This is a genomic window from Pseudomonas sp. NPDC089530, assembly GCF_050280705.1.
Lineage (GTDB): Bacteria > Pseudomonadota > Gammaproteobacteria > Pseudomonadales > Pseudomonadaceae > Aquipseudomonas.
The window spans coordinates 1-26013 of the sequence record NZ_JBNNVU010000023.1; the positions used below are offsets into that span (position 1 = coordinate 1).

The 26013-nt window shown below is 64.1% G+C and carries 27 protein-coding genes and 1 other RNA gene; 19 read left to right on the plus strand and 9 right to left on the minus strand.

Annotated elements, in window-relative coordinates; translation table 11 throughout:
- The 12 genes from ACQKQA_RS11705 to ACQKQA_RS11760 all read left to right on the plus strand — a co-directional run.
- Nucleotides 1-534: cbb3-type cytochrome c oxidase subunit I (locus ACQKQA_RS11705; RefSeq protein WP_427557069.1), on the plus strand; the 534-nt coding region annotated here is incomplete at its 5' end.
- Nucleotides 534-1142, plus strand: a complete 609-nt coding sequence (ccoO, locus tag ACQKQA_RS11710; protein WP_009042961.1) for a cytochrome-c oxidase, cbb3-type subunit II — start codon at nt 534-536, stop codon at nt 1140-1142. The genes ACQKQA_RS11705 and ccoO, both read left to right, overlap by 1 nt.
- A gap of 5 nt (nt 1143-1147) precedes the next feature.
- Nucleotides 1148-1333, plus strand: coding sequence for a CcoQ/FixQ family Cbb3-type cytochrome c oxidase assembly chaperone (locus tag ACQKQA_RS11715; RefSeq protein ID WP_003183474.1), 186 nt, complete (start codon nt 1148-1150; stop codon nt 1331-1333).
- Nucleotides 1330-2307: a cytochrome-c oxidase, cbb3-type subunit III gene (ccoP, locus tag ACQKQA_RS11720; RefSeq protein WP_427557074.1), complete on the plus strand. Its 978-nt coding sequence runs from the start codon at nt 1330-1332 to the stop codon at nt 2305-2307. Before ACQKQA_RS11715 ends, ccoP begins: the two co-directional genes overlap by 4 nt.
- A 301-nt stretch (nt 2308-2608) precedes the next feature.
- Entirely contained in the window at nt 2609-4024 is a 1416-nt protein-coding gene (ccoG, locus tag ACQKQA_RS11725) for a cytochrome c oxidase accessory protein CcoG (protein WP_427557075.1), read from the plus strand.
- Between the two features lie 11 nt (nt 4025-4035).
- Nucleotides 4036-4575 carry a FixH family protein gene (locus ACQKQA_RS11730; protein ID WP_427557078.1) on the plus strand — a complete coding sequence of 180 codons (540 nt, stop codon included), beginning with the start codon at nt 4036-4038 and terminating at the stop codon, nt 4573-4575.
- A 74-nt stretch (nt 4576-4649) separates the two neighbouring features.
- Nucleotides 4650-7100 (plus strand): heavy metal translocating P-type ATPase, encoded by a 2451-nt coding sequence (locus ACQKQA_RS11735; RefSeq protein ID WP_427557081.1) that lies wholly within the window; start codon nt 4650-4652, stop codon nt 7098-7100.
- A gap of 24 nt (nt 7101-7124) precedes the next feature.
- Entirely contained in the window at nt 7125-7349 is a 225-nt protein-coding gene (ccoS, locus tag ACQKQA_RS11740) for a cbb3-type cytochrome oxidase assembly protein CcoS (protein WP_427557084.1), read from the plus strand.
- Entirely contained in the window at nt 7342-8025 is a 684-nt protein-coding gene (locus ACQKQA_RS11745; protein WP_427557086.1) for a sulfite exporter TauE/SafE family protein, read from the plus strand. Before ccoS ends, ACQKQA_RS11745 begins: the two co-directional genes overlap by 8 nt.
- Nucleotides 8026-8182: 157 nt before the next feature.
- Nucleotides 8183-9565, plus strand: a complete 1383-nt coding sequence (gene hemN, locus ACQKQA_RS11750; RefSeq protein ID WP_427557088.1) for an oxygen-independent coproporphyrinogen III oxidase — start codon at nt 8183-8185, stop codon at nt 9563-9565.
- Nucleotides 9566-9868: 303 nt separating this feature from the next.
- Nucleotides 9869-10603, plus strand: coding sequence for a fumarate/nitrate reduction transcriptional regulator Fnr (gene fnr / locus ACQKQA_RS11755; protein ID WP_427557091.1), 735 nt, complete (start codon nt 9869-9871; stop codon nt 10601-10603).
- 84 nt (nt 10604-10687) lie between these two features.
- Nucleotides 10688-11236, plus strand: a complete 549-nt coding sequence (locus tag ACQKQA_RS11760; RefSeq protein ID WP_427557093.1) for an adenine phosphoribosyltransferase — start codon at nt 10688-10690, stop codon at nt 11234-11236.
- A gap of 64 nt (nt 11237-11300) precedes the next feature.
- On the opposite strand, the gene ACQKQA_RS11765 is transcribed toward ACQKQA_RS11760, so the two are convergent.
- A complete protein-coding gene (locus tag ACQKQA_RS11765) occupies nt 11301-12710 on the minus strand; it encodes a PLP-dependent aminotransferase family protein (protein ID WP_427557096.1) in 1410 nt (469 codons plus the stop codon).
- Between the two features lie 115 nt (nt 12711-12825).
- Between ACQKQA_RS11765 and ACQKQA_RS11770 the strand changes: the two genes are divergently transcribed.
- Together ACQKQA_RS11770 and ACQKQA_RS11775 are read left to right on the plus strand one after the other, a co-directional pair.
- Nucleotides 12826-13557, plus strand: coding sequence for an NAD-dependent epimerase/dehydratase family protein (locus ACQKQA_RS11770; protein ID WP_427557099.1), 732 nt, complete (start codon nt 12826-12828; stop codon nt 13555-13557).
- A 1-nt stretch (nt 13558) separates the two neighbouring features.
- A complete protein-coding gene (locus tag ACQKQA_RS11775) occupies nt 13559-14077 on the plus strand; it encodes a cupin domain-containing protein (protein ID WP_427557101.1) in 519 nt (172 codons plus the stop codon).
- On the opposite strand, the gene ACQKQA_RS11780 is transcribed toward ACQKQA_RS11775, so the two are convergent.
- The 4 genes from ACQKQA_RS11780 to dnaX all read right to left on the minus strand — a co-directional run bounded on the left by ACQKQA_RS11780 (nt 14074) and on the right by dnaX (nt 18748).
- Nucleotides 14074-15222: an acyl-CoA dehydrogenase family protein gene (locus ACQKQA_RS11780; protein WP_427557104.1), complete on the minus strand. Its 1149-nt coding sequence runs from the start codon at nt 15220-15222 to the stop codon at nt 14074-14076. The two genes, ACQKQA_RS11775 and ACQKQA_RS11780, sit on opposite strands and share 4 nt — an antisense overlap.
- 152 nt (nt 15223-15374) lie before the next feature.
- Nucleotides 15375-15977, minus strand: coding sequence for a recombination mediator RecR (recR, locus tag ACQKQA_RS11785; RefSeq protein ID WP_427557107.1), 603 nt, complete (start codon nt 15975-15977; stop codon nt 15375-15377).
- A 230-nt stretch (nt 15978-16207) separates the two neighbouring features.
- Nucleotides 16208-16546: a YbaB/EbfC family nucleoid-associated protein gene (locus ACQKQA_RS11790; protein ID WP_427557110.1), complete on the minus strand. Its 339-nt coding sequence runs from the start codon at nt 16544-16546 to the stop codon at nt 16208-16210.
- 66 nt (nt 16547-16612) lie between these two features.
- Nucleotides 16613-18748 (minus strand): DNA polymerase III subunit gamma/tau, encoded by a 2136-nt coding sequence (gene dnaX, locus ACQKQA_RS11795; RefSeq protein WP_427557113.1) that lies wholly within the window; start codon nt 18746-18748, stop codon nt 16613-16615.
- 138 nt (nt 18749-18886) lie between these two features.
- Here dnaX and ACQKQA_RS11800 point away from each other — a divergent pair, with 138 nt between their 5' ends.
- Nucleotides 18887-19654, plus strand: a complete 768-nt coding sequence (locus tag ACQKQA_RS11800) for a substrate-binding periplasmic protein (protein WP_427557116.1) — start codon at nt 18887-18889, stop codon at nt 19652-19654.
- Nucleotides 19655-19657: 3 nt separating this feature from the next.
- On the opposite strand, the gene ACQKQA_RS11805 is transcribed toward ACQKQA_RS11800, so the two are convergent.
- Together ACQKQA_RS11805 and ACQKQA_RS11810 are read right to left on the minus strand one after the other, a co-directional pair.
- Nucleotides 19658-21358: a putative bifunctional diguanylate cyclase/phosphodiesterase gene (locus tag ACQKQA_RS11805; protein WP_427557118.1), complete on the minus strand. Its 1701-nt coding sequence runs from the start codon at nt 21356-21358 to the stop codon at nt 19658-19660.
- An 18-nt stretch (nt 21359-21376) separates the two neighbouring features.
- Nucleotides 21377-21523, minus strand: a complete 147-nt coding sequence (locus ACQKQA_RS11810) for a hypothetical protein (RefSeq protein WP_427557121.1) — start codon at nt 21521-21523, stop codon at nt 21377-21379.
- Nucleotides 21524-21959: 436 nt separating this feature from the next.
- Here ACQKQA_RS11810 and ACQKQA_RS11815 point away from each other — a divergent pair, with 436 nt between their 5' ends.
- Entirely contained in the window at nt 21960-22274 is a 315-nt protein-coding gene (locus ACQKQA_RS11815) for a helix-turn-helix domain-containing protein (protein ID WP_007922376.1), read from the plus strand.
- A 142-nt stretch (nt 22275-22416) separates the two neighbouring features.
- The gene (locus tag ACQKQA_RS11820) at nt 22417-22791 is read left to right on the plus strand and encodes a VOC family protein (protein ID WP_427557125.1); all 375 of its coding nucleotides are present in this window, start codon (nt 22417-22419) and stop codon (nt 22789-22791) included.
- Here the strand turns inward: ACQKQA_RS11820 and ACQKQA_RS11825 are convergent.
- A complete protein-coding gene (locus tag ACQKQA_RS11825) occupies nt 22725-23708 on the minus strand; it encodes a DMT family transporter (protein WP_427557128.1) in 984 nt (327 codons plus the stop codon). The two genes, ACQKQA_RS11820 and ACQKQA_RS11825, sit on opposite strands and share 67 nt — an antisense overlap.
- Nucleotides 23709-23810: 102 nt before the next feature.
- Between ACQKQA_RS11825 and ACQKQA_RS11830 the strand changes: the two genes are divergently transcribed.
- On the plus strand, nt 23811-24677 hold the full coding sequence (locus ACQKQA_RS11830) for a LysR family transcriptional regulator (RefSeq protein ID WP_427557132.1): 867 nt from the start codon (nt 23811-23813) through the stop codon (nt 24675-24677).
- A 93-nt stretch (nt 24678-24770) separates the two neighbouring features.
- Here the strand turns inward: ACQKQA_RS11830 and ffs are convergent.
- Nucleotides 24771-24867: signal recognition particle sRNA small type (gene ffs / locus ACQKQA_RS11835), an RNA gene on the minus strand.
- Between the two features lie 669 nt (nt 24868-25536).
- Between ffs and ACQKQA_RS11840 the strand changes: the two genes are divergently transcribed.
- The gene (locus ACQKQA_RS11840) at nt 25537-25929 is read left to right on the plus strand and encodes a DUF6124 family protein (RefSeq protein ID WP_427557134.1); all 393 of its coding nucleotides are present in this window, start codon (nt 25537-25539) and stop codon (nt 25927-25929) included.
- The last annotated feature ends 84 nt before the right edge of the window (nt 25930-26013 follow it).

Below are 26013 nucleotides of genomic sequence, written 5' to 3' on the forward strand. Positions count from 1 at the left end.
ACCGACCCGATCCTGCGCTTCCTGGTGGTATCCCTGGCGTTCTACGGCATGTCGACCTTCGAAGGTCCGATGATGGCGATCAAGACCGTCAACTCGCTGTCGCACTACACCGACTGGACCATCGGCCACGTACACGCCGGTGCCTTGGGCTGGGTCGCGATGATCTCCATCGGCGCCCTGTACCACCTGATCCCGAAAGTCTTCGGTCGTCAGCAGATGCACAGCATCGGTCTGATCAACACCCACTTCTGGCTGGCTACCATCGGTACCGTGCTGTACATCGCCTCGATGTGGGTCAACGGCATCACCCAGGGCCTGATGTGGCGTGCAATCAACGATGACGGCACCCTCACCTACTCCTTCGTCGAAGCCCTGCAAGCCAGCCACCCTGGTTTCATCGTGCGTGCCCTGGGCGGTGCGTTCTTTGCCACCGGCATGCTGATCATGGCGTACAACGTATTCCGTACCGTTCGCGCCTCGAACCCGGCTGACGCTGACGCCGCCGCTCAGATCGCTGTAGTTGGAGTTCACTGATGAAGCATGAAGCAGTAGAGAAGAATATCGGCCTGCTGGCCTTCTTCATGGTTATCGCCGTCAGCATCGGCGGCCTGACCCAGATCGTCCCGCTGTTCTTCCAGGACGTCACCAACAAGCCGGTGGAAGGCATGAAGCCGCGCACCGCCCTGGAACTGGAAGGCCGCGACGTCTATATCGCCAACGGCTGTGTCGGCTGCCACTCGCAGATGATCCGCCCGTTCCGTGCTGAAACCGAACGCTACGGCCACTACTCGGTCGCCGGTGAAAGCGTCTGGGACCACCCGTTCCTGTGGGGTTCCAAGCGTACCGGCCCGGACCTGGCCCGCGTCGGCGGCCGTTACTCCGACGACTGGCAGCGTGCGCACCTGTATAACCCGCGCAACGTGGTGCCCGAGTCGAAAATGCCGGCTTACCCGTTCCTCGTAGAAAACAAGCTCGACGGCAAAGACACCGCGAAAAAAATGGAAGTCTTGCGCACGCTCGGCGTCCCTTACACCGACGAAGACATCGCCGGTGCCAAGGATGCCGTGAAGGGCAAAACCGAAATGGACGCGCTGGTGGCCTATCTGCAAGGCCTGGGCACCATCATCAAAAGCAAACGGTGATCTAGATGGATATCGGGATGATTCGTGGCCTGGGCACCGTAGTGGTCATGGTGGCCTTCATCGGCCTGGCGTTGTGGGTGTTCAGCCCCAAGCGCAAGTCCGAGTTCGATGACGCGACCTTGTTGCCGTTCGCGGATGATCCCGAAGCCATCAAGCACGTCGAGCAAGCTTCTAGGAGTAACAAAGAATGACTACGTTCTGGAGTCTGTACGTCACAGTCCTCAGTCTGGGTACCATCTTCGCCCTGACCTGGCTGCTGCTGTCGACCCGCAAGGGCCAGCGCGCCGAGCAGACCGACGAGACGGTTGGCCACTCCTTCGACGGGATCGAGGAGTACGACAACCCGCTGCCGAAATGGTGGTTCATGCTGTTCGTCGGCACCATCGTCTTCGCCCTGGGTTACCTGGTGCTGTACCCGGGCCTGGGTAACTGGAAAGGCGTACTGCCAGGCTACAGCTACCTGGATAACGAAAAGCAGACCCCTTTCGCCAACGGCCAGTCGGGCTGGACCGGCGTGCATGAGTGGGAAAAGGAAATGGCCAAGTCGGACGCCAAGTTCGGTCCGATCTTCGCCAAGTTCGCCTCCATGCCGATCGAAGAAGTCGCCAAGGACCCGCAAGCCCTGAAGATGGGTGGCCGCCTGTTCGCCTCCAACTGCTCGGTCTGCCACGGCTCCGACGCCAAGGGCGCTTATGGCTTCCCGAACCTGACCGACGCCGACTGGCGCTGGGGCGGCGAGCCGGAAACCATCAAGACCACCATCATGGGCGGTCGTCACGCGGTGATGCCGGCCTGGGCCGAAGTCATCGGCGAACAGGGCGTCAGCGATGTTGCCGCCTACGTGCTGACCAACCTCGATGGCCGCAAGCTGCCGGAAGGCGCCAAGGCCGATCCGGCCAATGGCCAGAAGATCTTCGCCGCCAACTGCGTGGCGTGCCACGGTCCGGCCGGCAAGGGCACCCCAGCCATGGGCGCGCCTGACCTGACCCACCCGGGCGCGTTCATCTACGGCTCGAGCTTCGCCCAGTTGCAGCAGACCATCCGTTACGGCCGCCAGGGCCAGATGCCTGCCCAGGAACAGCTGCAAGGCAACGACAAGGTCCACCTGCTGGCCGCTTACGTCTACAGCCTGTCCCATGGTGACAAGCCGGCGGAAGCCCAATAAGGCAGACACCTTCGGGTAACAAAAAAGGCCCCGCCAACGGAAGTTGGCGGGGCCTTTTCGTTTCGCTTTCCCCTGAGTTGCTTCGACACGATCCAATGCTGTCGCAGCGAAAAAGGGTCCATAATTCACAAGTCAATTGATTCAAGTCATTACACCATCAATTGATTTACCCCAACGCGACCAAAGGTCGCACCCTTGAGCTAGAGCGACAGGCGTATCATTACGCCACTGCAACACCTCTATTTGATCGCGGTCGGCACGTACTGACCGGGGCATTTCTCCACTGCCGTGGGATGCAATGATGAGCAACCAGATTCCGGTACACGACGTTACCCCCCCTGCCAAGAATTCGAACAACAGCGTAGACCTCTACGCCTCCCGGGAAAAAATCTACACACGCGCCTTCACCGGCCTCTTCCGCAACTTGCGGATGATGGGCGGGGCCCTGCTGTTCCTGCTGTATTTCGGTACGGTCTGGCTCGACTGGGGCGGCCACCAGGCCGTCTGGTGGAACCTGCCGGAGCGCAAGTTCTTCATTTTCGGCGCCACCTTCTGGCCCCAGGACTTCATCCTGCTGTCCGGCATGCTGATCATCGCGGCCTTCGGCCTGTTCTTCATCACCGTGTATGCCGGCCGTGTCTGGTGCGGCTATACCTGCCCGCAGAGCGTCTGGACCTGGATCTTCATGTGGTGCGAAAAGGTCACCGAAGGCGACCGCAACCAGCGCATCAAGCTCGACAAGGCGCCGATGAGCGCCAACAAGTTCCTGCGCAAATTCAGCAAACACAGCCTCTGGCTGCTGATCGGCTTCGTCACCGGCATGACCTTCGTCGGCTACTTCTCGCCGATCCGCGAACTGGTCGTGGACTTCTTCATCGGCGAGGCCGATGGCTGGTCGTACTTCTGGGTCGGCTTCTTCACCCTCGCCACCTACGGCAACGCCGGCTGGCTGCGCGAACAGGTGTGCATCTACATGTGCCCCTACGCCCGCTTCCAGAGCGTGATGTTCGACAAGGACACCCTGATCGTGTCCTACGACCCACGCCGCGGCGAAGGTCGCGGCCCGCGCAAGAAAGGCGTCGACTACAAGGCCATGGGCCTGGGCGACTGCATCGATTGCACCATGTGCGTCCAGGTCTGCCCGACCGGCATCGACATTCGTGACGGCCTGCAGATCGAATGCATCGGCTGTGCCGCCTGCATCGACGCCTGCGACAACATCATGGACAAGATGGACTACCCCCGCGGCCTGATCAGCTACACCACCGAACACAACCTGTCCGGGCAGAAAACCCATAAACTGCGTCCGCGCCTGATCGGTTATGCCCTGGTGCTGCTGACGATGATCAGCCTGCTGGTCACCGCGTTCTTCATGCGTTCGCTGGTGGGCTTCGACGTCAGCAAGGACCGCGTGCTCTACCGCGAGAACGCCGAAGGCCGGATCGAGAACGTCTACAGCCTGAAGATCATGAACAAGGACCAGCGCGACCACACCTACGTCCTGGACGCCGCCGGCCTGCCGGACCTCAAGCTGCAGGGCAAACGCGAGATCAAGGTGGCTGCCGGCGATATCGTCAGCATGCCGGTCGAGCTGTCGAGTTCGCCGGAACAACTGCCGTCGAGCACCAACGAGGTGAAATTCATCCTCAAGGACGCCGACGACCAAAGCGTTCACGTTGAAGCCAAGAGCCGGTTCATCGGCCCACAAATTCGTTAAGAGAAGTCATCATGCCTGCAGCGACCGCCACAAGCCCCTGGTACAAGCACCTCTGGCCCTGGATCATCATCGGCATCCTGACCACCTCGGTGTGCCTGAGCCTGACCATGGTCGGCATCGCCGTGCGCAACCCGGACAACCTGGTCAACGACAACTACTACGAGGCCGGCAAAGGCATCAACCGCTCCCTGGACCGCGAACTCCTGGCCCAGACCCTGCAACTGCGCGCCAGCCTGCACCTGGACAGTGTCACCGGCGAAGTCGAGCTGCGCCTGGACGGCAATAGCGCGCCCGCTACCCTGGAACTGAACCTGATCTCGCCGACCCAGCCGGAAAAGGACCGCAAGATCACCCTCGCCCGCAGCGCAACCGAACCGGGCCGCTACATCGGCCAACTGAGCGACAAGGTCGATGGCCGCCGTTTCGTCGAGCTGCTGGGCATCGAAGGCGACAAGACCTGGCGCCTGTTCGAGGAAGAACAGGTCAGCCACGACAAGGACCTGCTGCTGGGTGACGAACCGCTGCAAGGCGCGGAACACCTGGACCAGTAAGCGCCCTTCGAGTATCGCCGGCCAGCTGCCTCGCAGGTCGGCGATGAGGTCCGCCCCTAGAACAAAGACCCGCGATGACCACGCCACTGCCCTGCTACCACTGCGCCCTGCCGGTTCCCGCCGGCGGCCGCTTCACCGCCGTCGTGCTCGGCGCCCCCCGCGAGTTCTGCTGCCCGGGCTGCCAGGCGGTGGCCGAGGCCATAGTCGCCGGCGGCCTGGAGAGCTACTACAGCCATCGCAGCGAAGCCTCGGCCAACCCGCAAGCCCTGCCGGTGCAACTGGTGGACGAACTGGCGCTGTACGACCGGACGGATGTGCAGCAACCCTTCGTCCGGCATGAAGGCGAACTGGCCGAAACCACCCTGCTGATGGAAGGCATCAGCTGCGCAGCCTGTGGCTGGCTGATCGAGAAACACCTGCGCAGCCTGCCGGCGGTGGCCGAAGCGCGGTTGAACCTGTCCAACCATCGCTTGCACGTGCGCTGGGCCGACAGCCAGCTCCCCCTGAGCCAGGTGCTCAGCGAGCTGCGCCTGATCGGCTACGCCGCCCATCCCTATCAGGCCGACCGAGCCTCCGAGCAACTGGCCGGTGAAAACCGCCGGGCCTTGCGTCAGTTGGGCGTGGCCGGCCTGCTGTGGTTCCAGGCGATGATGGCGACCATGGCCACTTGGCCGGAATTCAATATCGACCTGAGCCCCGAACTGCACACCATCCTGCGCTGGGTCGCGCTGTTTCTCACCACGCCGATCGTGTTCTACAGCTGCGCGCCGTTTTTCAAAGGCGCCCTGCGCGACCTGCGCACCCGCCACCTGACCATGGACGTCTCGGTGTCCCTGGCGATCGGCGCCGCCTACGTCGCCGGGATCTGGACCTCGATCACCGGGGTCGGCGAGCTGTATTTCGATGCCGTGGGCATGTTCGCCCTGTTCCTGCTGGCCGGGCGCTACCTGGAACGCCGCGCCCGCGAACGTACCGCCGCCGCCACCGCGCAACTGGTCAACCTGCTGCCGGCCTCGTGCCTGCGCCTGGGCACCGACGGCCAGAGCGAACGCATCCTGCTCAACGAACTGCGCCTGGGCGACCGAGTGCTGGTGCACCCCGGCGCCATCCTGCCGGCCGACGGCAAGATCCTCGACGGCCAGTCGAGCATCGACGAATCCCTGCTCACCGGCGAATACCTGCCGCAGCCGCGCGGCATCGGCGACGCGGTCACCGCCGGCACCCTGAATGTCGAAGGCGCGCTGACCGTCGAAGTCCTGGCCCTGGGCCAGGACACGCGCCTGTCAGCCATCGTCCGCCTGCTGGACCGGGCCCAGGCGGAAAAGCCGCGCCTGGCGGAGATCGCCGACCGCGCCGCCCAGTGGTTCCTGCTGTTGTCCCTGATCGCCGCGGCCGCCATCGGCCTGCTCTGGTGGCAGCTGGACGCCTCCCGGGCCTTCTGGATCGTCCTGGCGATGCTGGTCGCCACCTGCCCCTGCGCGCTGTCCCTGGCCACCCCGACCGCGCTGACCGCCGCCACCGGCACCCTGCACAAGCTGGGCCTGCTGCTGACCCGCGGCCATGTACTCGAAGGCCTTAACCAGATCGATACGGTGATTTTCGACAAGACCGGCACCCTCACCGAAGGGCGCCTGGCCTTGCGCGCGATCCGCCCCCTGGGAGCGCTCGACAGCGAACAGTGCCTGGGCCTCGCGGCCGCCCTGGAAAACCGCTCCGAACACCCGATTGCCCGCGCCTTCGGCCGCGCGCCGCTGGCCGCCGAGGAAGTGCTGAGCATGCCTGGGCTGGGCCTGGAAGGCCGGGTGGGCGGGCGCCGCCTGCGCATCGGCCAGCCCGCCTTCGTCTGCGAGCTCAGCGCCTGCCCGGCCCCATCGATGCCAGACGAAGCCGGCCAATGGCTGCTGCTGGGCGATAGCCAGGGACCGCTGGCCTGGTTCGTCCTCGACGACCGCCTGCGCAGCGACGCCCCGGCGCTGTTGGCCGCCTGCAAAGCGCGCGGCTGGAACACCCTGCTGCTGTCCGGCGACAGCTCGCCGATGGTCGCCAGTGTCGCCGCCGAACTGGGCATCGACGAAGCCCGCGGCGGCCTGCGCCCGGACGACAAGCTGCAAGTGCTGCAACAGCTGCATCGCCAGGGTCGCAAGGTGCTGATGCTCGGCGACGGGGTCAACGATGTCCCGGTGCTGGCCGCCGCGGACATCAGCGTGGCCATGGGCTCGGCCACCGACCTGGCCAAGACCAGCGCCGACGCGGTGCTGCTGTCCAACCGCCTGGATGCGCTGGTGCAGGCCTTTGGCCTGGCCCGCCGCACGCGCCGGATAATCATCGAGAACCTGTTGTGGGCCGGGCTGTACAATGGCCTCATGCTGCCGTTCGCGGCCCTTGGCTGGATCACGCCGGTCTGGGCCGCCATCGGCATGTCCATCAGTTCGCTGACCGTGGTGCTCAATGCCCTGCGCCTGACTCGCCTGCCGGGCCAGCCCCGGGCCGAGCCCACGCCCCAACCCCGCCCGCTGCCGGCCTGAGCCGCGCGAGCCCGGAGCCTACCCATGCCAGCTCTCTACGTGATGATCCCGGCGGCGCTGCTGATCGTGGCCATCGCCATCTACATCTTCTTCTGGGCGGTCGACAGCGGTCAGTACGACGACCTCGACGGCCCGGCCCACAGCATTCTGTTCGACGATCAGGACCCCAAGCACACCGCCGCCGTCGACCAGGCCCAGGCGCCAGGCGAGCGTCCAGAACCCAAAGACCAGGCGCCGCCCCATGCTTGAGCTGGCGCCCCTGCTGGTTTCCGCGGTGATTCTCGGCCTGCTCGGCGGCGGTCATTGCCTGGGCATGTGCGGCGGCCTGATGGGCGCCCTGACCCTGGCCATTCCCCAGGAACAGCGCAGCCGGCGCTTTCGCCTGCTGCTGGCCTATAACCTGGGGCGCATCCTCAGTTACGCCACCGCCGGCCTGTTGATCGGCCTGGCCGGCTGGGCCGTGGCCAGCAGCCCGGCGGCCATGGCCATGCGCATCCTGGCCGGCCTGCTGCTGATCGCCATGGGCCTGTACCTGGCCGGTTGGTGGAGCGGCCTGACCCGTATCGAAAGCCTCGGACGCGGCCTGTGGCGGCACCTACAACCAGTGGCCAACCGCCTGCTGCCGGTGTCGAGCCTGCCGCGCGCGTTGCTGCTGGGCGCGCTCTGGGGCTGGCTGCCCTGCGGCCTGGTCTACAGCACCCTGCTGTGGTCGGCCAGCCAGGGCAATGCGTTCGACAGCGCCCTGCTGATGCTGGCCTTCGGTCTGGGCACCTGGCCAGTGCTGCTGGCCACCGGGCTGGCGGCAGAGCGGGTCACCGCCCTGTTGCGCCGACGCAGCGTGCGCATGACCGGTGGCCTGCTGGTGATACTGTTCGGCATCTGGACCCTGCCCGGCCCGCATCAGCACTGGCTGATGGGGCACTGAAATCCCGCCGCCGATGCAGGGCGCGGCCTTGCCAATAGCGACCTGACCCCCGCCCCACAGGCGCTGCACGCCAGCCATCCTTGATGCAAATCAAGATGGCTCCGGCGCCAACCCCCTAGACTCGCGAGCACAGCCAGCCTACCGGGGGAATTCCCGCATGCTCGACGCCATTCGTTGGGACACCGATCTGATCCGCCGTTACGACCTGGCGGGACCACGCTACACCTCCTACCCGACCGCTGTGCAATTCCACAGCCAGGTGGGCACCTTCGACCTGTTGCATGCCCTGCGCGAAAGCCGCAAGGCGCTACGCCCGTTGTCGCTGTACGTGCACGTGCCGTTCTGCGCGAACATCTGCTACTACTGCGCCTGCAACAAGGTCATCACCAAGGACCGTGGGCGCGCCCTGCCCTACCTGCAGCGCCTGGAGCAGGAGATCCAGCAGATCGCCTGCCACCTGGACCCCAACCAGAAGGTCGAGCAACTGCACTTCGGCGGCGGCACCCCGACCTTTCTCAGCCATGACGAGCTGCGCCAGCTGATGGGCCATCTGCGCCAGCACTTCAACCTGCTGGACGACGATTCCGGCGACTACGGCATCGAGATCGACCCGCGGGAAGCCGACTGGTCGACCATGGGCCTGTTGCGCGAGCTCGGTTTCAACCGGGTCAGCATCGGCCTGCAAGACCTCGACCCGGCGGTACAGCGCGCGGTCAACCGCCTGCAGAGCCTGGAAGAAACCCGGGCGGTGATCGAGGCGGCGCGCACCCTGCAATTCCGCTCGATCAACATCGACCTGATCTACGGCCTGCCCAAGCAGACGCCGGACAACTTCGCCCGCACCGTCGAGGAAGTCATCAACCTGCAGCCGGACCGGCTCTCGGTGTTCAACTACGCCCACCTGCCGGAGCGCTTCATGCCGCAGCGGCGGATCAACAGCCACGAACTGCCGGCGCCGGCGGAAAAGCTGCAGATGCTGCAGCGCACCATCGAACAACTGACCGCCGCGGGCTACCGCTACATCGGTATGGACCATTTCGCCCTGCCCGACGACGAGCTGGCGATCGCCCAGGAAGAATCGACCCTGCAACGCAATTTCCAGGGCTACACCACCCATGGCCACTGCGACCTGATCGGCCTGGGCGTCTCGGCCATCAGCCAGATCGGCGACCTGTACTGCCAGAACAGCAGCGACCTGACGCAATACCAGAACCTGTTGGGCGGCGCGCAACTGGCCACCAGCCGCGGCCTGGTGTGCAACCAGGACGACCGTTTGAGACGCGCGGTGATCCAGCAACTGATCTGCAATTTCAGCCTTGAGTTCGAGGCCATCGAGCAGCAGTTCAACATCGATTTTCGCGGTTATTTCGGCGAGCTGTGGCCACAACTGCAGGCCATGGACACGGACGGCCTGATCAAACTGAGCAACCAAGGCATCGAAGTGCTGCCAGCCGGACGCCTGCTGGTGCGCTCGGTGTGCATGGTGTTCGACGCCTACCTGGAGCAACAGAATCGACAGCGTTTCTCCCGGGTCATCTAGGACGGGCAGTGCAACCTGGCTTATGGGCGCGACGACTTGCCGCAGGCACGAGAAAAAAACGACGATAGAAGCTGACCCGGTGCGAGCCTGATACTTGACGCCGACACAATCGGCAACCGCAAGTGACGGCCAGCACTGAAAATACCTTGAACGGACTGCATGAGCGCGCTTTTCCGCAGTGGCCTGGAGGCCACGAACGGACAGCTTTACGACTAAGCGCCAATAGGCCACGGACTGGCCGGAACCTCCTTCCGTGAGTTACCCTTACGGCTTATGTGTGCTTTCCCACAAGGATTTTATTGAATGTCCGAGCCAGTCAAACTGCGCGCTCATAACCAGGCCCATTGCAAGGATTGCAGCCTGGCGCCCCTCTGCCTGCCACTTTCTCTGAATCTGGAAGATATGGATGCGCTGGACGAAATCGTCAAACGCGGCCGCCCCCTGAAAAAAGGCGAATTCCTGTTTCGCCAGGGCGACGCCTTCGACTCCGTCTATGCAGTACGCTCCGGTGCCTTGAAGACCTTCAGCCTCAGCGACAGCGGCGAAGAGCAGATCACCGGTTTCCACCTGCCCAGCGAACTGGTTGGCCTGTCCGGCATGGACACCGAGATCCATCCGGTCTCCGCCCAGGCCCTGGAAACCACGTCGGTCTGCGAAATTCCCTTCGAGCGCCTCGATGAACTGGCCCTGCAGTTGCCCCAACTGCGCCGTCAGTTGATGCGGGTGATGAGCCGCGAGATCCGCGATGACCAGCAGATGATGCTGTTGCTGTCGAAAAAGACCGCCGACGAGCGCATCGCCACTTTCCTGGTCAAGCTGTCGGCGCGTTTCCGCGCCCGCGGCTTCTCGGCCAACCAGTTCCGCCTGAGCATGTCGCGCAACGAGATCGGCAACTACCTGGGCCTGGCGGTGGAAACCGTGTCCCGGGTGTTCACCCGCTTCCAGCAGAACGAGCTGATCGCCGCCGAAGGCAAAGAGGTGCACATTCTCGACCCGATCCAGCTATGCGCCCTCGCCGGCGGCTCCCTGGAAGGCTGAGGCCGTACCGCCCGACCGAGCCAAGCGGCTCGGTCGGGGCTATACTGGCGCGCTCTACTTTTTGCACGCCAGGACACCGCCACGATGGCCTTCGACTCCTTCGACATCAAATCCCTGATCCGCCCCGTCATCGACTTTCCCAAGCCCGGCGTGATCTTCCGTGACATCACCCCACTGTTCCAGTCGCCCAGGGCCCTGCGTCTGGTCGCCGACAGCTTTGTCCAGCGTTATGTCGAACAAGACTTCACCCATATCGGCGCCATGGACGCCCGCGGTTTCCTGATCGGCTCGATCATCGCCTACCAGCTGAACAAGCCGCTGATTCTGTTCCGCAAGCAAGGCAAGCTGCCTGCCGACGTGCTTGCCGAGGGTTATCAGACCGAATACGGCGAGGCCTTTCTCGAAGTCCATGCCGACAGCCTGTGCGAAGGCGATTCGGTGCTGATGTTCGATGACCTGATCGCCACCGGCGGCACCCTGATCGCCGCGGCCAATCTGGTCCGGCGCATGGGGGCGAAGATCCACGAGGCCGCCGCCATTATCGACCTGCCGGAACTGGGCGGCTCGCAAAAGCTGGAAGACATGGGCATTCCGACCTTCTGCCTGACTCAGTTTTCCCTGAGCGAACGCTGAATCGGCCGTCACCCCAAGGCGGGGAACGCAACATCACCGAGCGCAGGCACTTTTCGTACAGAACCTAGGCCATCACCCGCGCCAGGCGCTGCGCCCATTGGCTGGCCATGGACGGGTCCAGCACATTGGTGAAGCCCAGCAGCAGGCCGTTACCAGGACGCGCTTGCAGACACCAGTTCGACAATGCCTGCAACCCCAGCCCCGCCTCCCGCGCCCGCTGCACCAGGGCCTGATCGTCCTGCGCCAGACGCGCCAGCAAATGCATGCCCCCGGGCAGATCGGCGAAATCCAGGGCCCCGCCAAGTTCTGCGCTCAATGCCTGCCGGGCCAGCTGACGCCGCTCGCCGTACAGACCACGCATGCGGTTGAGATGCCGGGCGAAGTGCCCTTGCTCGATGAAATCACAGACCACGCCCTGGATCTGCTCCGGACAGCCGCCGAGAAAACTGGCGGCGACCTGCTCGAAATGCTCGACCTGAGTTTGCGGTACCACCAGATAGCCCAGGCGCACCCCGGGAAACAGCACCTTGCTGAAGGTTCCGCAGTAGAGCACCCGGTCCTGGCGATCGAGGCTTTTCAAGGCCGGTAGCGGACGCCCGCTATAGCGGTACTCGCTGTCGTAGTCGTCCTCGATGATCCAGCTGCCCTGGCGGCCGGCCCACTCCAGCAGCTCCAGCCGTCGCGGCAACGACAGGGCCACGCCCAAGGGGCTTTGATGCGCTGGCGTCACCAGGGCGAAGCGAGCCTGGGCCGCCCGTTCGACGGCGTGCCGCACATCCAGACCCTGCTCATCCACCGGCATGGGCAGCAACTGCGCGCCAGCGGCCTGCAGCAAGCGCCGGCTGCGCACATAGCCCGGATCCTCATGCCAGACCCCGTCCCCCGGCTGCAGCAGGGCCCGACAAATCAGCTCCAGGCAGCCGTTGTAACCGGCACAGACAAACACCTGCGCGGCCTCGCAGGCCAGGCCACGGGAGATATTCAGGTACGCCGCCAACGCCTGGCGCAACGGCGCCAGCCCCGCAGGAGCGGGATAGCCCATCGCCGCCGGGCTCATCCTGCGCACCTGGCGGTTGTGCAGACGCGACCACAACGCCCGGGGAAAGGCATCCAGCGCCGGCAAGCCGAGCTGATAGGGCAACGGTGCTCCCGCCAAGGGGATGCTGCTCAGCGCCCGGGGCGGAGCGAAGGGCCGGGACACTGCCGCCGTACGCGCCTCGCTCAGTTGCATGGACACCTGGGTGCCCGCCGCACCACGAGCCTGCAGATAGCCCTCGCCGATCAACAACTGATAGGCCAGTTCCACGGTGCCACGGGACAGTTGCAGCTCGCCGGCCAGGTTGCGGATCGAGGGCACCCGCTCTCCAGGGCGCAGGATGCCTTTGCCAATGGCCGCCTTGAAGCGCTCGTAGAGCTGGCGATAGGCAGGCTGGGGCAAACCGCGGTCAAGTGGCAGCTGGAGATCGGCAAGCATCGGGATACACCTCTTGTCCCAGTCATTTTGTGGTTTTTTGCCACTTCTGACCAAGCCATTGCAAGCCTAAAGTTGCGCCAACGGCCTGTTCCCGGGCCGACCTCAGGAGTTGCAGATGAGCCACAACATCTTTATCGCCGGCGCCAGCGGAGTCATCGGCCGTCGCCTGCTGCCGCTGCTCAAGGCCCAAGGGCACCGGGTGCTGGCCATTACCCGCAGCGCGGACAAGGTCGCCACCCTGCAAGCGGCCGGCGCCCGGGCGCAGGTGCTGGATGTGTTGCAGACCGAGGAACTGTGTCACTTGCTGGAGGCATTCCAGCCGCAGATCGTCATCCATCAGCTCACCGACCTGCCCGCCGGCCTCGACCCGGCGCGCATGCAAGAGGGCATCCGGCGCAACGCCGAGATCCGCCGCCTGGGCACCGCCAGCCTGATCCGCGCGGCACAGGCCGGCGGGGCGCAACGCCTGATTGCCCAGAGTATCGCCTGGGCCTACGCTCCCGGCCCCCTGCCCCAGGACGAACAGCAAGCCCTGGAGACCACCGCACCCGGCGCCAGGGGCATCAGCGTCAATGGCATCGCCGACCTGGAACGCCAGGTGCTGGGCACGCCCGGTATCGAAGGCTTGGTGTTGCGTTATGGTCGCCTGTTCGGCGGCGATGCCGGCATGGAGCATGCAGAGTCGCCCCTGGGGATCCATGTGGACGCCGCAGCCCACGCAGCCCTGCTGGCCATCCACCGGGGCGTGCCGGGCTGCTACAACCTGGCCCAGGCCGAGCTCCAGGTCAGCACCCTGAAAGCCCGTCAAGTGCTGGGCTGGCAGCCTGATTTCCGCCTGGAGCACTGAAATGCATAGCGTCCAGCCACCCCTGAACAGACCCCGGGCGCTGCTGCCCCTGGGCTTGCTCGGCAGCGCCTTGCTCGCGGCCATGACCCTGGCCGCCCTGACTCTCGAGCGGCCACACCAGACCATACTCGAGGGCCAGCACGCCAGCGCCCACGACACTCACTCGAGCACGGCGCTGGAGCGTCCGCGAACCCTGGTCAACCCCTTGTCCTGCCAGCCCCTGAGCGATATGCCGGGCAAATTGGTGACCACCCTGCTGGTGGATTTCCCACCCGGAGCCTACACCCCGGCCCACCGCCATCCGGGCAGCGTCACCGCCTTCGTGGTCAAGGGCCAGGTGCGTTCGCAAATGCAGGGCAGTCCGGCGCATACCTACAGTGCAGGCGAAACCTGGTACGAGGCCAAGGGCGAGCTGCACAGCTTCGCCGAGAACCCCAGCGGCACCGAGCCCGCACAACTGCTGACTGTCGTTGTCAGCGACGAGAACTGTGGCCCCCTGGTGATTCCGGAGTCGGACTAAAGCCCCATCTGCTTGCTGATGATCTCGTTCATCACCTCGCGGGTACCACCGCCGATGGAGAGAATGCGGCTGTCGCGATACAGCCGTTCCACCAGGCTTTCGCGCATGTAACCCAGCCCGCCGAGAATCTGCACCGCGTCATGGGTAAGGCGGTCGGCGGTGTCGGTAGCGACGTTCTTGGCCATGGAGATCTCCTTGATCACGCTCTGCCCGGCCGCCATCTTCGCCGCCTGGCGATAGGTGAACTCACGGGACACCTCCAGCGCCGTCGCCATCTCCGCCAGGCGATGCTTGATCACCTGGAACTTGCCGATGGGCTTGCCGAAGGCCTCGCGTTCACGGGCCCATTTCAGGCTCTCTTCCAGCGCCAGCTGCGCAGTCATGTTGGCCATCAGGGCCAGGGCCAGGCGCTCGCTCTGGAAGTTACCCATGATGCAGGCGAAGCCCATGTTCTCGACCCCGATCAAGTGGCTCACCGGTACCCGGCAATCGTCGAAAAACAGCTCGGCGGTATCGGACGCCCACCAGCCCATCTTCTTCAGTTGCCGGCCGACGGTGAATCCCGGGGTACCCTTCTCGATCAGCAGCAGGCTGATACCGCCAAAGCCAGGCTCACCGGTGCGCACGGCCACCGTATAGAAGTCGGCGCGCACGCCACTGGTGATAAAGGTCTTGCTGCCGCTGACACGGTAGAAGTCGCCATCGCGCCGGGCCCGGGTCTGCAGGTTGGCCACATCCGAGCCGCCGCCGGGCTCGGTGACCGCCAGGGCGCTAATCATCTCGCCCGCCAGCACCTGCGGTACCACCCGTTCGCGGACCTCAGGCCGCGCCCATTTGACGATCGGCGGCAAACCGATGTCCAGCGAGCCCAGGCCCGCCACCAGGCCGCCAGAGCCACAGCGCATCAGCTCCTCGCTGGCGGCGATCTTGGCGAACAGATCGCCCTCATGGCTGCCCCCGAGGGCCTCGGGATAACCGATGCCCAGGATGCCCGCCGCGCCGGCCTTGAGGTACAGCTCGCGGGGGAAGCCTTGCGCCTCCTCCCACTGATCGATGTCCGGGAGGATTTCCCGCTCGACGAAGCGTCGAACGCTGTCGCGGACCAACTGATGGCTAGGGTCGAAGTATTCCTGGCAGGCAGACATCGGCAAGCTCCTCTGAAGGTTGAGGAAACTTACCTAGCGCTTGCTTGGTTTTCAAGAAGAGTCGCGCTCGGGTGACAGAACGCCAATCCCAGGCAAGCTCACCCCGGCAGGAGCGAGCTTGCACGCGACAAGGCCGATACCGGCCGCAGGACTTACAAAGTGATCGGCTTGCGCCCGGCAAACGAGTGCGCCAGGGTGCCGCCGTCCACCAGCTCCAGCTCGCCGCCCAGGGGCACGCCATGGGCGATACGCGAGGCGATCAGGCCTTTGTCGGTCAGCAGCTGGGCGATGTAATGGGCGGTCGCCTCGCCTTCCACCGTGGGGTTGGTGGCCAGGATCACCTCGGTGAAAGTGCCCTGCTCTTCGATCCGCGCCAGCAACTGGGGAATGCCGATGGCCTCCGGGCCCAGGCCGTCGAGAGGCGACAGATGGCCCTTGAGCACGAAATAGCGACCGCGATACCCGGTCTGCTCCACCGCATAGACGTCCATCGGCCCCTCGACCACGCACAGCAGCGTGTCGTCGCGGCGCGGGTCGGCGCATTGCGGGCACAGATCGTCTTCGGTCAGGGTGCGGCACAGGCGGCAATGGCCCACGCCTTCCATGGCCTGGCTGAGCGCCTGAGCCAGCCGCGTACCGCCGCTGCGGTCGCGCTCCAACAGCTGCAAGGCCATGCGCTGGGCGGTTTTCTGACCCACGCCCGGCAATGTGCGCAGGGCATCGATCAGTTGGCGAATCAGGGGGCTGAAGCTCATGGGTAAAGGTCCGACAAAACGACGAGACGCGGTTTATACCCGCGCCTCCGATTAGCGTCAAATGCTCGGTCCGGGGCGACCCGCAGGCCGATGAAGGCCTGCTGCAAACCAGGGTAGCGCGCTCGACGCTCGATGTTTGCGCCGCCGCCGCAAGGCGCCCCTGCCCCACCAACAAAAATGCCAGGCGCGGTGCCTGGCATTCTGGGGTCCGAACCATGCGCTTGCGCGAATCAGAACGGCAGTTTCATACCTGGCGGCAGCTGCATGCCAGCGGTCACGCCGGACATCTTTTCCTGGCTGTTGGCTTCAATCTTGCGCACGGCATCGTTGACGGCGGCGGCGAACAGATCTTCCAGCACTTCGCGGTCATCGTCGCTGACGCCTTCCAGCAGGCTCGGGTCGATGCTCACACGCTTGATGTCGTGACGACCGGTCATGACCACGCTGACCATATCGCCACCCGCCTTGCCGGTGACTTCGGCGTTGGCCAGCTCTTCCTGCATCTTGGCCATCTTTTCCTGCATCTGCTGCGCCTGCTTCATCAGGCCGGCCATGCCACCTTTCATCATGGGAATCACCTCAAAGTACTTGGATAAAAACAGCGCCCGGCCTCAGGGCCCGGCGCTCTTCAGTTATTAGCCCTGAGTGACCAGGGCCTCGACAGGTTCAATAGTATCGTGACGGACCACCGCGCCGAACTCCCGCACCATCTGCTGGATGAACGGATCGCCGTGGATCGACTCCTCAGCTTCACGCTGGCGATTGGCGCGACGGCGCGACGCGGCCTGGGCCGGGGTCTCCTGCTCGGGCTTGATCAGCTCGATGCTCACCGTCAGCGTACGCTGGTGGAACTGGTTCAGGGCCTCGTTCAGGCGCCGCTGTTGCGTGGCGTTGAACAGGGCGCTGTGGGCCGGGTCCAGGTGCAGCAGCCAGTTGTCGCCGTCGACGGCGATCAAGGTGCAGTTCGCGGCGATGCTCGCCGTCATCCCGGAAATCGGCAGTTTCGGAAACAGTTCCAGCCAGTCCAGCGCCAGGCCGGTGGCAGGCTGGGCGGCCGGCAACGGTTCGGGTTCCGGCTCGGGTTCGGCGGCATGCTCGCTGGCCAGCTCGTCCAGGTAGCTGTAGGCCGAGTCCATGTCCGGCTCGATGTAGTCTTCGTCCAGCGGCGGCTCGTCGTCCAGGTCCATGCCCGGGATCGCGGCCTCGACCTCGCTAGCGCTGGGCTCCGGCACCCGGGCACTGACCCATTCAGGGGCATCCGGCACCACGCTGTCCGGGGTGGGCAGCGGCATCGGGGTCAGCGCGGGTTGCTCCGCCACGGTGTCCAACACCGGCTCGACGGCAGGTTGCTGCTCGACGATCGGTTCGACCGGCTCAACCGGATCGTTCCACGGCAGGTCGATCACCTCCTCGGCGGCCACAGACGCTGCCGCAGGCGGCGTCTCGACTACCTGTTGTGGCGCAGGCGCTACAGGGGCCGGAACGGGTGCGGGTGCGGGTGCGGGTGCGGATGCAAGCTCAGCGACAGGGGCAACCGCGGGAACGGCCTCCACCACCGGGGCCGCAACCGGCGCGGCAGCGGCAACTGGAGCAGTAACGGCCGCGGCAGCCACGGCTTGGGCGGAATCAACTGTGGCCTGGCTGATCCCCACTGGCTTTAGCGGCTGTCTCGGCGCGTCTGCCGAGTCCGCCGGCCGGAAGGCCAGCATCCGCAGCAGGACCATCTCGAAGCCACCTCGCGGGTCCGGCGCCAGCGGCAGGTCGCGCCGGCCGATCAGGCCCATCTGGTAATAGAACTGCACGTCTTCGGCCGGCAGGGCCTGCGCCAGGGCCAGCACCCGGTCGCGGTCGCCATGGCCGTTGTCGACACCGTCCGGCAAGGCCTGGGCAATGGCCACGCGGTGCAGGACATTGAGCATCTCCGATAGCACGCCGTTCCAGTCCGGCCCCTGTTCCGCCAGGTGCCGCACGGCCTCCAGCAAGGCCTTGGCATCGCCATCGATCAGCGCATGCAGGACATCGTAGACCTGGCCGTGATCGAGGGTGCCGAGCATGGCTCGCACGTCAGCGGCCATGACCTTGCCTTCGCCGAAGGCGATGGCTTGATCGGTGAGGCTCATGGCATCGCGCATCGAACCGTCGGCGGCGCGCCCCAGCAGCCACAGCGCATCGTCTTCGAACGGCACGTTCTCCACACCCAGCACATGGCTCAGGTGCTCGACCACCCGTTCCGGGGTCATGTTCTTCAGGGAGAACTGCAGACAGCGCGACAGGATCGTGGCAGGAAGCTTCTGCGGATCGGTGGTCGCCAGGATGAATTTGACGTAGGGCGGCGGCTCTTCCAGGGTCTTCAGCAAGGCGTTGAAGGAGTGGCTGGACAGCATGTGCACTTCGTCGATCAGGTAGACCTTGAAGCGCCCGCGGCTCGGCGCGTACTGCACGTTGTCCAGCAGCTCGCGGGTGTCCTCGACCTTGGTCCGGCTCGCGGCGTCGATCTCGATCAGGTCGACAAAGCGCCCCTCGTCGATCTCGCGGCATACCGAGCAGGTGCCACAGGGCGTGGAAGTGATACCTGTTTCACAGTTCAGGCATTTGGCAATGATCCGCGCGATGGTGGTCTTGCCCACCCCGCGGGTGCCGGTAAACAGATAGGCATGGTGCAGCCGCTGGCTGTCCAAGGCATTGATCAGAGCCTTGAGCACATGGGTCTGGCCGACCATTTCGCGGAACGAGCGCGGACGCCATTTACGTGCAAGAACCTGATAACTCATCGAAAACCGTCGCAACTGGAAAGCGGAAGCCCGTAATGCTAGCGGAGCAAGGGCGAAATTGCATCCGGTGCGCTCGTCTAATCTGGCTAAGCTGCTTTTTGTCAGGCTGATGATGGCCTTTTCCTTCGCGGAGACTCTATGCGTTCAGCCTTGGGAGCATTGCTGCTGGTGGCCATGGATGGTCTTGTCGCCGAACCGGCCCTGCGCTTTTCGATCGCCGACAGCTGGGCCATGCCGGTGGTACAGATCGAACGCGGCCGCCCCACCCAAGGCATCCTCCACGACATCCTGGCCAGCCTCGCCACCCAGGTCGGCAGCCCGGCCGAGTTCCACGTACTGGCCCGGGCCCGCGTACAAGCCGCTCTGGAACACAAGGAAGTGGACATTCGCTGCTATGCCGCCAAGTCCTGGCTGCCCAACCTGTCTGGCGATTACTTCTGGAGTATCCCGCTGTTCGTTCAGCGCGACCTGCTGGTCAGCCGGGAACAAAACCTGGTCAGCCCCCAGGACCTGCCGCCGCAGCCTGTCGGCACCGTCCTGAGCTACACCTACCCTTCCCTGCAACCCCTGTTCGACCGCCAGCAACTGACCCGCGACGATGCGCGCAACCAGCAACAGGTGCTGCAAAAACTCTGGGCCGGCCGCTACCGCTATGCGGTGAGCAACCAATGGACCCTGGACTGGTTCAATCAGACCTTGCCAGCCGACCAGCAACTGCACGACGTGGCCGTCCTGCAGGAGCAGGCGGTCGGCTGCGTCATGCGCAACGATCCGGCGTTGCCGGTACAGCGCGTGCTGCGCACCTTGCAACAGATGAAAATGTCGGGGGAAATCGATGACATCATCGGCCTCTACACCGGCCGCAGGCCGACCGAGAGCGCCTCGCTGAGCTACGAGACGCCTTAAGCGTCAGCCAGCTTCGTCTTGCGGGCACCATTCCAGCGGCGGCACGAAGCCTGCCACCCACCCCGGCACCTCGCTGGCCGGCATGGGCGCGGCGATGAAGTAGCCCTGGGCCACGTCGCAGCCCAGCGACATCAGCAACTCGCCGTGCTCCATGGTCTCCAGGCCCTCGGCCACCACTTGCCGGTCAAACGCCCGGGCCAGGCCGATCAAGGCCTGGGTCAGCGCCAGATCGCCCTTGTCGTGCAGGATCTCGCGCACGAACATGCGATCGATCTTGATGGTCTGGGTACGCAAGCGCTTGAGGTAGCTCAACGACGAATGCCCGGTGCCGAAGTCCCCCAGCGAAAACTGCACCCCCAGCGCCTGGCACGCCTCGAGACAGGTGCTGACGTGCCGGATGTTCTCCACCGCCACCGCCTCGACGATTTCCAGGTCCAGCAACTGCGGGGAGACCTGGGGATGACGCTCGAGCACGGCCTTGAGCCGATCGACGAAATCCGCGCGCTGGAAATGCCGGGCGCCGATATTGACGCTGATCGGCCAACGCTGCCCGGTCTGCTGCCATTGCCGCAACTGCGTCATGACCTGCTCCATCACCCATTCGCCGATATCGACGATCAGGTCGGTTTCCTCCACCAACGGCAGGAACTCCCGCGGCGCGACCATGCCGCGCTGGGGATGCTGCCAGCGCAGCAACGCCTCGAAGCCGACCACCACGCCGCTGCGCATATTGACCTTGGGCTGGAAGTGCAGGCACAGCTCGCCCGCTGCCAGCGCCTGCCGGACCCGCTCGACGGTCTGGTGGGTGGCCTTGACCTCGCGATCCCGCGACAGGTCGTACAAATGAAAGCGATTGCGCCCGCTCTGCTTGGCCACGTACATCGCCTGGTCGGCATGCCGCAGCAAGGTATCGGCATCGTCGTTGTCGGCGGGGAACAGCGTCACGCCGATGCTGGCGCAGACGTTGATCTCCTTGTCCTGGATCAGATAAGGCGTGGAGATCACCCCCAGCACCCGATGCAGCGCCGCGCGCAACTCGCGGATGTCGCGCACATGCCGCAGGATCAGCACGAACTCGTCGCCGGCCAGGCGCGCCACCACGTCTTCGCCACGAATGATGGAACGCAGGCGGGTCGCCACCTCCACCAGCAATAGATCGCCGCTGGCATGGCCGTAGCCATCGTTGACCGCCTTGAAGCCGTCGAGGTCGAGCATGCACACCGCCAAGGCGATGCTCTCCCGCCGGGAAAAGTCCAGCGCCTGGTTGAGCAGATCGGAAAGGAAGGAACGGTTGGGCAAACCGGTCAGCACATCGTGGCCCACCCGCCACTGCAACGAGTGCAACAGCTGGCGCTTCTCACTGATATCGAAACGGATCGCCACATAACGCTGGACCCGGCCGCTGGCCTCATCGAGCAACGGCACAACGGTGCTGTCGACCCAGTACAGGGTCCCGTCCTTGGCGCGGTTGCAGATCTCGCCCTTCCAGACCTGGCCCAGGGCGATGGTGCGCCACATGGTGCTGAAAAATTCTGGTGGATGCAGGCCGGAACCGAGGATCCGGTGATTGGCGCCCAGCAGCTCGTCGCGGCTGTAGCCGGAAATCGAACAGAACTGATCGTTGACGTATGTGATCCGGCCGCTGAGGTCGGTCTCGGAAAAAATGGCGGCTGCGTCCACGGCCCTGCGGTATTTCTCATCCATGAGTCTGGCTCACTGTGGCTAGCGGTTGAACCGCTCGACCAAGGCACGCAGCCCGGAAGAGATGTTTGGACGTTCATCCTCACGATTGTCGCGGTACCAGGCAGACTTGGGCTGCTGGTCCGAGAATATCTGCTCGACAGAGGTGACCGGCACATTCAGACGCACGTTAAAACTCCATAGACAGCATTCGACGATGCCAGCCCAGCCAGCCGGCAGAGGCCGGCCCGCGGTCAATGGCGCATCGTCTCGCCCCGCCTGACACAATTGCAGCCGTACAGCGACCCATACTGCCGTTGCCCTTCGAATCGACGAAGATCAACTAAAATCAGTCAAGGATCAGCCGAATTTGGCGGATGGAAACACTGGCAGTCATCAGCGAGACGTTCGCGCCTGCGCCATGCCCTCGATTCTGGTGAACAAGGAAAAATGCAATGAGTTCCGGTTTCATCAATCTATCTTCTGAAACTAGATCACCAAATGCCTGTCCGAAGCGTCGATTCTACGAATTGCATCACATTTTGCAAGGCAAGGTGATGAATCATGGCGTTGCCTAATGCAAAGATTTATCGTTAAGTTCTTGATTCTAAATGGGAATTGAGCGATGCAAATTTCAAGTTTGGGTCCAGCCATCAGGCGTTACCGCAAGGTAGCGGGGCTTACTCAGGCTGAACTAGGCGAAAAAACCGGTTTTGACCCTAAAACCATCAGCCGCTTCGAAACCGGCACCTACACCCCCAGCGTGGAAGCCCTGTTCCTGCTGGCCGATGTACTGGGAGTGAAGCTGAAAGCCTTTTTCGCAGATCTGGGCGATGAAGACGAACAGCGGGCGTACCTGTTCGGTGTCATTCACAAAGCCACCCCGAAGGACCTGGGAAAGCTGATAGCAGCGGTAGACCTGGCCTTGTCCAAGCCTTAGAGCCGAGCAACACGAAGAGGAGGCAGACTTATCGAAGCCGATAGCCTGCCTCCTTTTTATTTCCAGCAGACGACTCCTGACAGGAACTGACAGCGCCCACTCTTAAGCTGGCGCACACAGCCCAACCGATCCTGGAGTCATGATGACCATCACCAGCACCTACCTTCTGCTGTACGTCGACAGCCCCGCCACCAGCGCCAACTTCTATAGCCGCCTGCTGGACAAGCCACCGGTCGAGCTGTCGCCGACCTTTGCCCTGTTCATTCTCGACTCAGGGCTCAAGCTCGGCCTGTGGTCCCGCCAAGACGTCGAGCCCGCCGCCCAGATCACCGGCGGTGGCGGCGAACTGGCCCTGGCCGTGGCCGACAACCAGAGCGTCGATCGGCTGCACGATCAGTGGGCCGCCTCCGGCATCAGCATCGCCCAGCCCCCGACCACCCTGGACTTCGGCTACACCTTCGTCGCCCTGGACCCGGACGGACATCGCATCAGGGTGTTGTGCCTGGACCTGGGGTGAGCAGGCGTCGCGCCGAGAGTCCCTGACAACCCGGAACGGCGCCGCGCCCAGCGCCCCTCCAACTGCATCGCCATCACACTGCCAAGGACGATCGCCGCCCCCACGAGCACCGCGCCATGCACCCGCTCATGCAGGACCAGCGCCGCCAGCAGCATGGCGATCGGCGGTATCAGGTACATGGCGATAGACGCACGGCTGACCTCGACCCGCGCCAGTACATAGGCCCAGGCCAGGTAGGCCAGCGCACTGGGGAACAGCCCCAGCAGCAACACCGCCAGATTCACCCGCCATGGCGCTTGCACCACCGCCACCGTCAACCCCGGCCAGTACAGGCTCAACAGCAAGGTGCCGGACCAGACCATGTAACACACGGTAGTCAGCAGGTCGTAGCGCCCCGAATAACGCCGCTGCAAAACGAAATACAGCCCCCACGAAAAGGCTGCCAACAGCACCAGCAATCCTTGTGGCTTGAACGACGCCACACCCTGATCGCCCCAGACCACCACAACCGCCCCGAGCAAGCCCAGCGCGACACACCCCCAGCGCCAACCAGTGACCGGCTCCTTCAACCAGAAAAACGCAATCAGAGTGCTGAAGATCGGCGCCGACTGCGCCAACACACTGGACGCCCCCGCGCTCAACCCGTGCTGGCCATGGTTGAGACAGACGTGATGCAGGGCGATGGCAAAAAAAACCAACACCAGCAACCAGGGCAAATCGCGCCAGCGTGGCAGGGAGATTCTTTTCACCAGGGCGATCGCGCCCATGAACAGCGAGGCAATCAGAAAGCGCAGCAATGCCAACTGGCCAGGTGCGTAGCCCTCCAGCCCGATATGGATGCCCACCGGGGAATAGGCCCAACACAGAATGACCGCAGCGGTCGCCAGAACCAGCTTCAACACAGGGGAGGTTTTCAAGAGGCAGACACTCAGCGGCACAGGAAAGGCCTTCAGTCTCCCGCCCACCACAACTCACCACAATTAACGGATACTGAGGCCAGACCTCACTGGAAATGAGCAATGGAACTGGCCCAACTGAAGATGGTGAAAGCGGTCGCCCGCACCGGCAGCATTGCCCGAGCAGCGGAACAACTGCACTGCGTGCCGTCCAACATCACCAACCGCCTCAAGCAGCTGGAAAGCGAACTGGGCACGACGCTATTTATCCGCGCCGGTCGCGGGCTGAAAATCAGCCCCGACGGGGAAATCATCCTCGGTTACAGCGAGCGCATCCTGGCGCTGGTGGACGAGGCCAAACGCGCCGTCGACCGCAACGCCGAACCCAGCGGTACCCTGCGCATCGGCGCCATCGAGTCCTGTGCCGGCGGGCGCCTGCCGCCGCTACTGGCGGAATTCCATCAGCGCTTTCCACAAGTCACCCTGGAGCTGGTCACCGGCACCTGGTCGCAGCTGTTCGAAGAACTGCAACACCATCGCATCGATGGCGCGCTGGTGGCGGTCGACACGCCCCACCCGAAACTGGACCGCAGCGTGCTCTACAACGAACCCCTGGTGCTGGTGACCAGCGCCAACGCCGCGCCCGTGCTGAGCCCACAAGACCTGCAAGACCAGCCCCTGTTCATGTGGCCAGCCGGCTGCCCCTACCGTCGCGCCCTGGAACATTGGTTGAACGCCCATGACGTGACCGCGACCATCACCGGATACGCCAGCTGGGGCACCATCATCGACTGCGTCAGCGCCGGCGCCGGCATGACCCTCGCCCCGGAAGGCGTGCTCGACCGCTACACCCTGTCCGCGGGCCTGGCGCGCTACCGCTTCGCCGACCTGCAACCGATCGACATTCGTTTTGTCTGGAACAGGGAAATAGAACGGCACACCGCACGGGACGCGTTTGCGCAGTTGCTGCAGGAACGATTGGGGAAATGAAACGAATGACTGGCTGAAGGCCAGATCAGAATCAAAGCAGAGGGAGAATTCAGAACATCCATCGAGGACCGATGGAAGGCGTTATGGAGGCGACCCCACCAGCCACACCCCGGCACACAATGTCACCGCTGCGGCTGCTCCCTTCCGGGCCTGACCGGGTTCACGGCTGATCGTTGCGAGGGGACCAATGGGGCCACCATAACGACGCTCACCTGACGGCGAGCCGCGCCATTGTACCTATCTGCGGCGAAGTTACAACCGCTGCGTAAAGATTAAAAAATCTGAGCAGCTTCAAGTACTTGGATCATTGCCCTGCCCTCGCCCACTCACCGGATTCCTGTAGCCGCTGCCGCAGGCTGTGATCGGTCGCGCAGCGGCCGCAACTCCGGGCAACCCCATATCGCGGTTGCATGCCATCCAATAGTTGGCGACTGCTGCGCAGTCGATCGCAGCCTACGGCAGCGGCTACAAGGGTGTGCGCAAGCCTTGGGATTACGCAGGGCTAGGGTTACCGGGACTGATTTTTCGCTTTGTTTTGTAAGGTGTTTCCTAGAAACTCTGGAACGCCTTTCGGCGGGTTGTACCCCTGAGTTTGCTCGGGCAGTCTGCGTGGGTCGCTGCATGGCAGCGACCCGGATGTGGAAGTCTGGAAAGGTCATTGGTACAGCGCTGAACAGCGACTGCTGACGCTTTGCGCCCGCAGATCCGCGTTATGGCGACCATGCGTGGGGCACCTTCGGGTGCGCCGGGTTTTGGGTACCAAGGACTCCCCGGTCTTCCACACCCACGCATGGCTGCCACCCTCTCGTGTGGAAGCGAGACTGGCGGCTTTCACTTCAAGAGAGTCGTAGGTACCCACATGAAAAAGCTCGTCCCCGATCCACCCTTCACCACCCCACGCCGCCTGCGCGATCCCGAGCTGGACGCTGCCAATGCCACCCTCCTCCTGTCGCTCAAGGACGCCCGCCACGCCAGCCCCCTGCTCGAACAACTGAAAGAAACCCACAGCCAGCCCTTCGGCCTGCGCGATGCCTATCAACGGCCGTTGTTTTCCGTGCAGGCCGGGGTGAATGCCGAGGAAGCGCTGATGCATGTCTCATTGTTGCTCACCTGCGCCGAACAGGTGTCGGATGAAATCACCGAACAAGGCAGCGGCATCGAACGCGGGCTGATCTGGTCCATGGTGCATTCCGTGGAGATGGCCCGCGCCGTGGTCGATGCGCTGATCGACGGCATGCGCACCCCACGCTGACGCTCCTACAGGGGAACATACCGGTTTGTGTAGTCGCTGCCGCAGGCTGCGATAAGGTCCACAGGACCTTCAACGGCGCAACGC

Bases quoted from the DNA above. Each gene is read 5' to 3' on its own strand.
- ACQKQA_RS11800 (WP_427557116.1), top strand. From the start codon at position 18,887: ATGCGTTCAGCCTTGGGAGCATTGCTGCTGGTGGCCATGGATGGTCTT.
- ACQKQA_RS11760 (WP_427557093.1), top strand. From the start codon at position 10,688: ATGGCCTTCGACTCCTTCGACATCAAATCCCTGATCCGCCCCGTCATC.
- ACQKQA_RS11745 (WP_427557086.1), top strand. From the start codon at position 7,342: ATGCTTGAGCTGGCGCCCCTGCTGGTTTCCGCGGTGATTCTCGGCCTG.
- ACQKQA_RS11805 (WP_427557118.1), bottom strand. From the start codon at position 21,358: ATGGATGAGAAATACCGCAGGGCCGTGGACGCAGCCGCCATTTTTTCC.
- ccoG (WP_427557075.1), top strand. From the start codon at position 2,609: ATGAGCAACCAGATTCCGGTACACGACGTTACCCCCCCTGCCAAGAAT.
- hemN (WP_427557088.1), top strand. From the start codon at position 8,183: ATGCTCGACGCCATTCGTTGGGACACCGATCTGATCCGCCGTTACGAC.
- ccoS (WP_427557084.1), top strand. From the start codon at position 7,125: ATGCCAGCTCTCTACGTGATGATCCCGGCGGCGCTGCTGATCGTGGCC.
- recR (WP_427557107.1), bottom strand. From the start codon at position 15,977: ATGAGCTTCAGCCCCCTGATTCGCCAACTGATCGATGCCCTGCGCACA.
- ccoP (WP_427557074.1), top strand. From the start codon at position 1,330: ATGACTACGTTCTGGAGTCTGTACGTCACAGTCCTCAGTCTGGGTACC.
- ACQKQA_RS11830 (WP_427557132.1), top strand. From the start codon at position 23,811: ATGGAACTGGCCCAACTGAAGATGGTGAAAGCGGTCGCCCGCACCGGC.
- ACQKQA_RS11840 (WP_427557134.1), top strand. From the start codon at position 25,537: ATGAAAAAGCTCGTCCCCGATCCACCCTTCACCACCCCACGCCGCCTG.
- ACQKQA_RS11765 (WP_427557096.1), bottom strand. From the start codon at position 12,710: ATGCTTGCCGATCTCCAGCTGCCACTTGACCGCGGTTTGCCCCAGCCT.
- ACQKQA_RS11790 (WP_427557110.1), bottom strand. From the start codon at position 16,546: ATGATGAAAGGTGGCATGGCCGGCCTGATGAAGCAGGCGCAGCAGATG.
- ACQKQA_RS11715 (WP_003183474.1), top strand. From the start codon at position 1,148: ATGGATATCGGGATGATTCGTGGCCTGGGCACCGTAGTGGTCATGGTG.
- ACQKQA_RS11775 (WP_427557101.1), top strand. From the start codon at position 13,559: ATGCATAGCGTCCAGCCACCCCTGAACAGACCCCGGGCGCTGCTGCCC.
- ccoO (WP_009042961.1), top strand. From the start codon at position 534: ATGAAGCATGAAGCAGTAGAGAAGAATATCGGCCTGCTGGCCTTCTTC.
- ACQKQA_RS11770 (WP_427557099.1), top strand. From the start codon at position 12,826: ATGAGCCACAACATCTTTATCGCCGGCGCCAGCGGAGTCATCGGCCGT.
- ACQKQA_RS11735 (WP_427557081.1), top strand. From the start codon at position 4,650: ATGACCACGCCACTGCCCTGCTACCACTGCGCCCTGCCGGTTCCCGCC.
- fnr (WP_427557091.1), top strand. From the start codon at position 9,869: ATGTCCGAGCCAGTCAAACTGCGCGCTCATAACCAGGCCCATTGCAAG.
- ACQKQA_RS11780 (WP_427557104.1), bottom strand. From the start codon at position 15,222: ATGTCTGCCTGCCAGGAATACTTCGACCCTAGCCATCAGTTGGTCCGC.
- ACQKQA_RS11730 (WP_427557078.1), top strand. From the start codon at position 4,036: ATGCCTGCAGCGACCGCCACAAGCCCCTGGTACAAGCACCTCTGGCCC.
- ACQKQA_RS11815 (WP_007922376.1), top strand. From the start codon at position 21,960: ATGCAAATTTCAAGTTTGGGTCCAGCCATCAGGCGTTACCGCAAGGTA.
- ACQKQA_RS11820 (WP_427557125.1), top strand. From the start codon at position 22,417: ATGACCATCACCAGCACCTACCTTCTGCTGTACGTCGACAGCCCCGCC.
- dnaX (WP_427557113.1), bottom strand. From the start codon at position 18,748: ATGAGTTATCAGGTTCTTGCACGTAAATGGCGTCCGCGCTCGTTCCGC.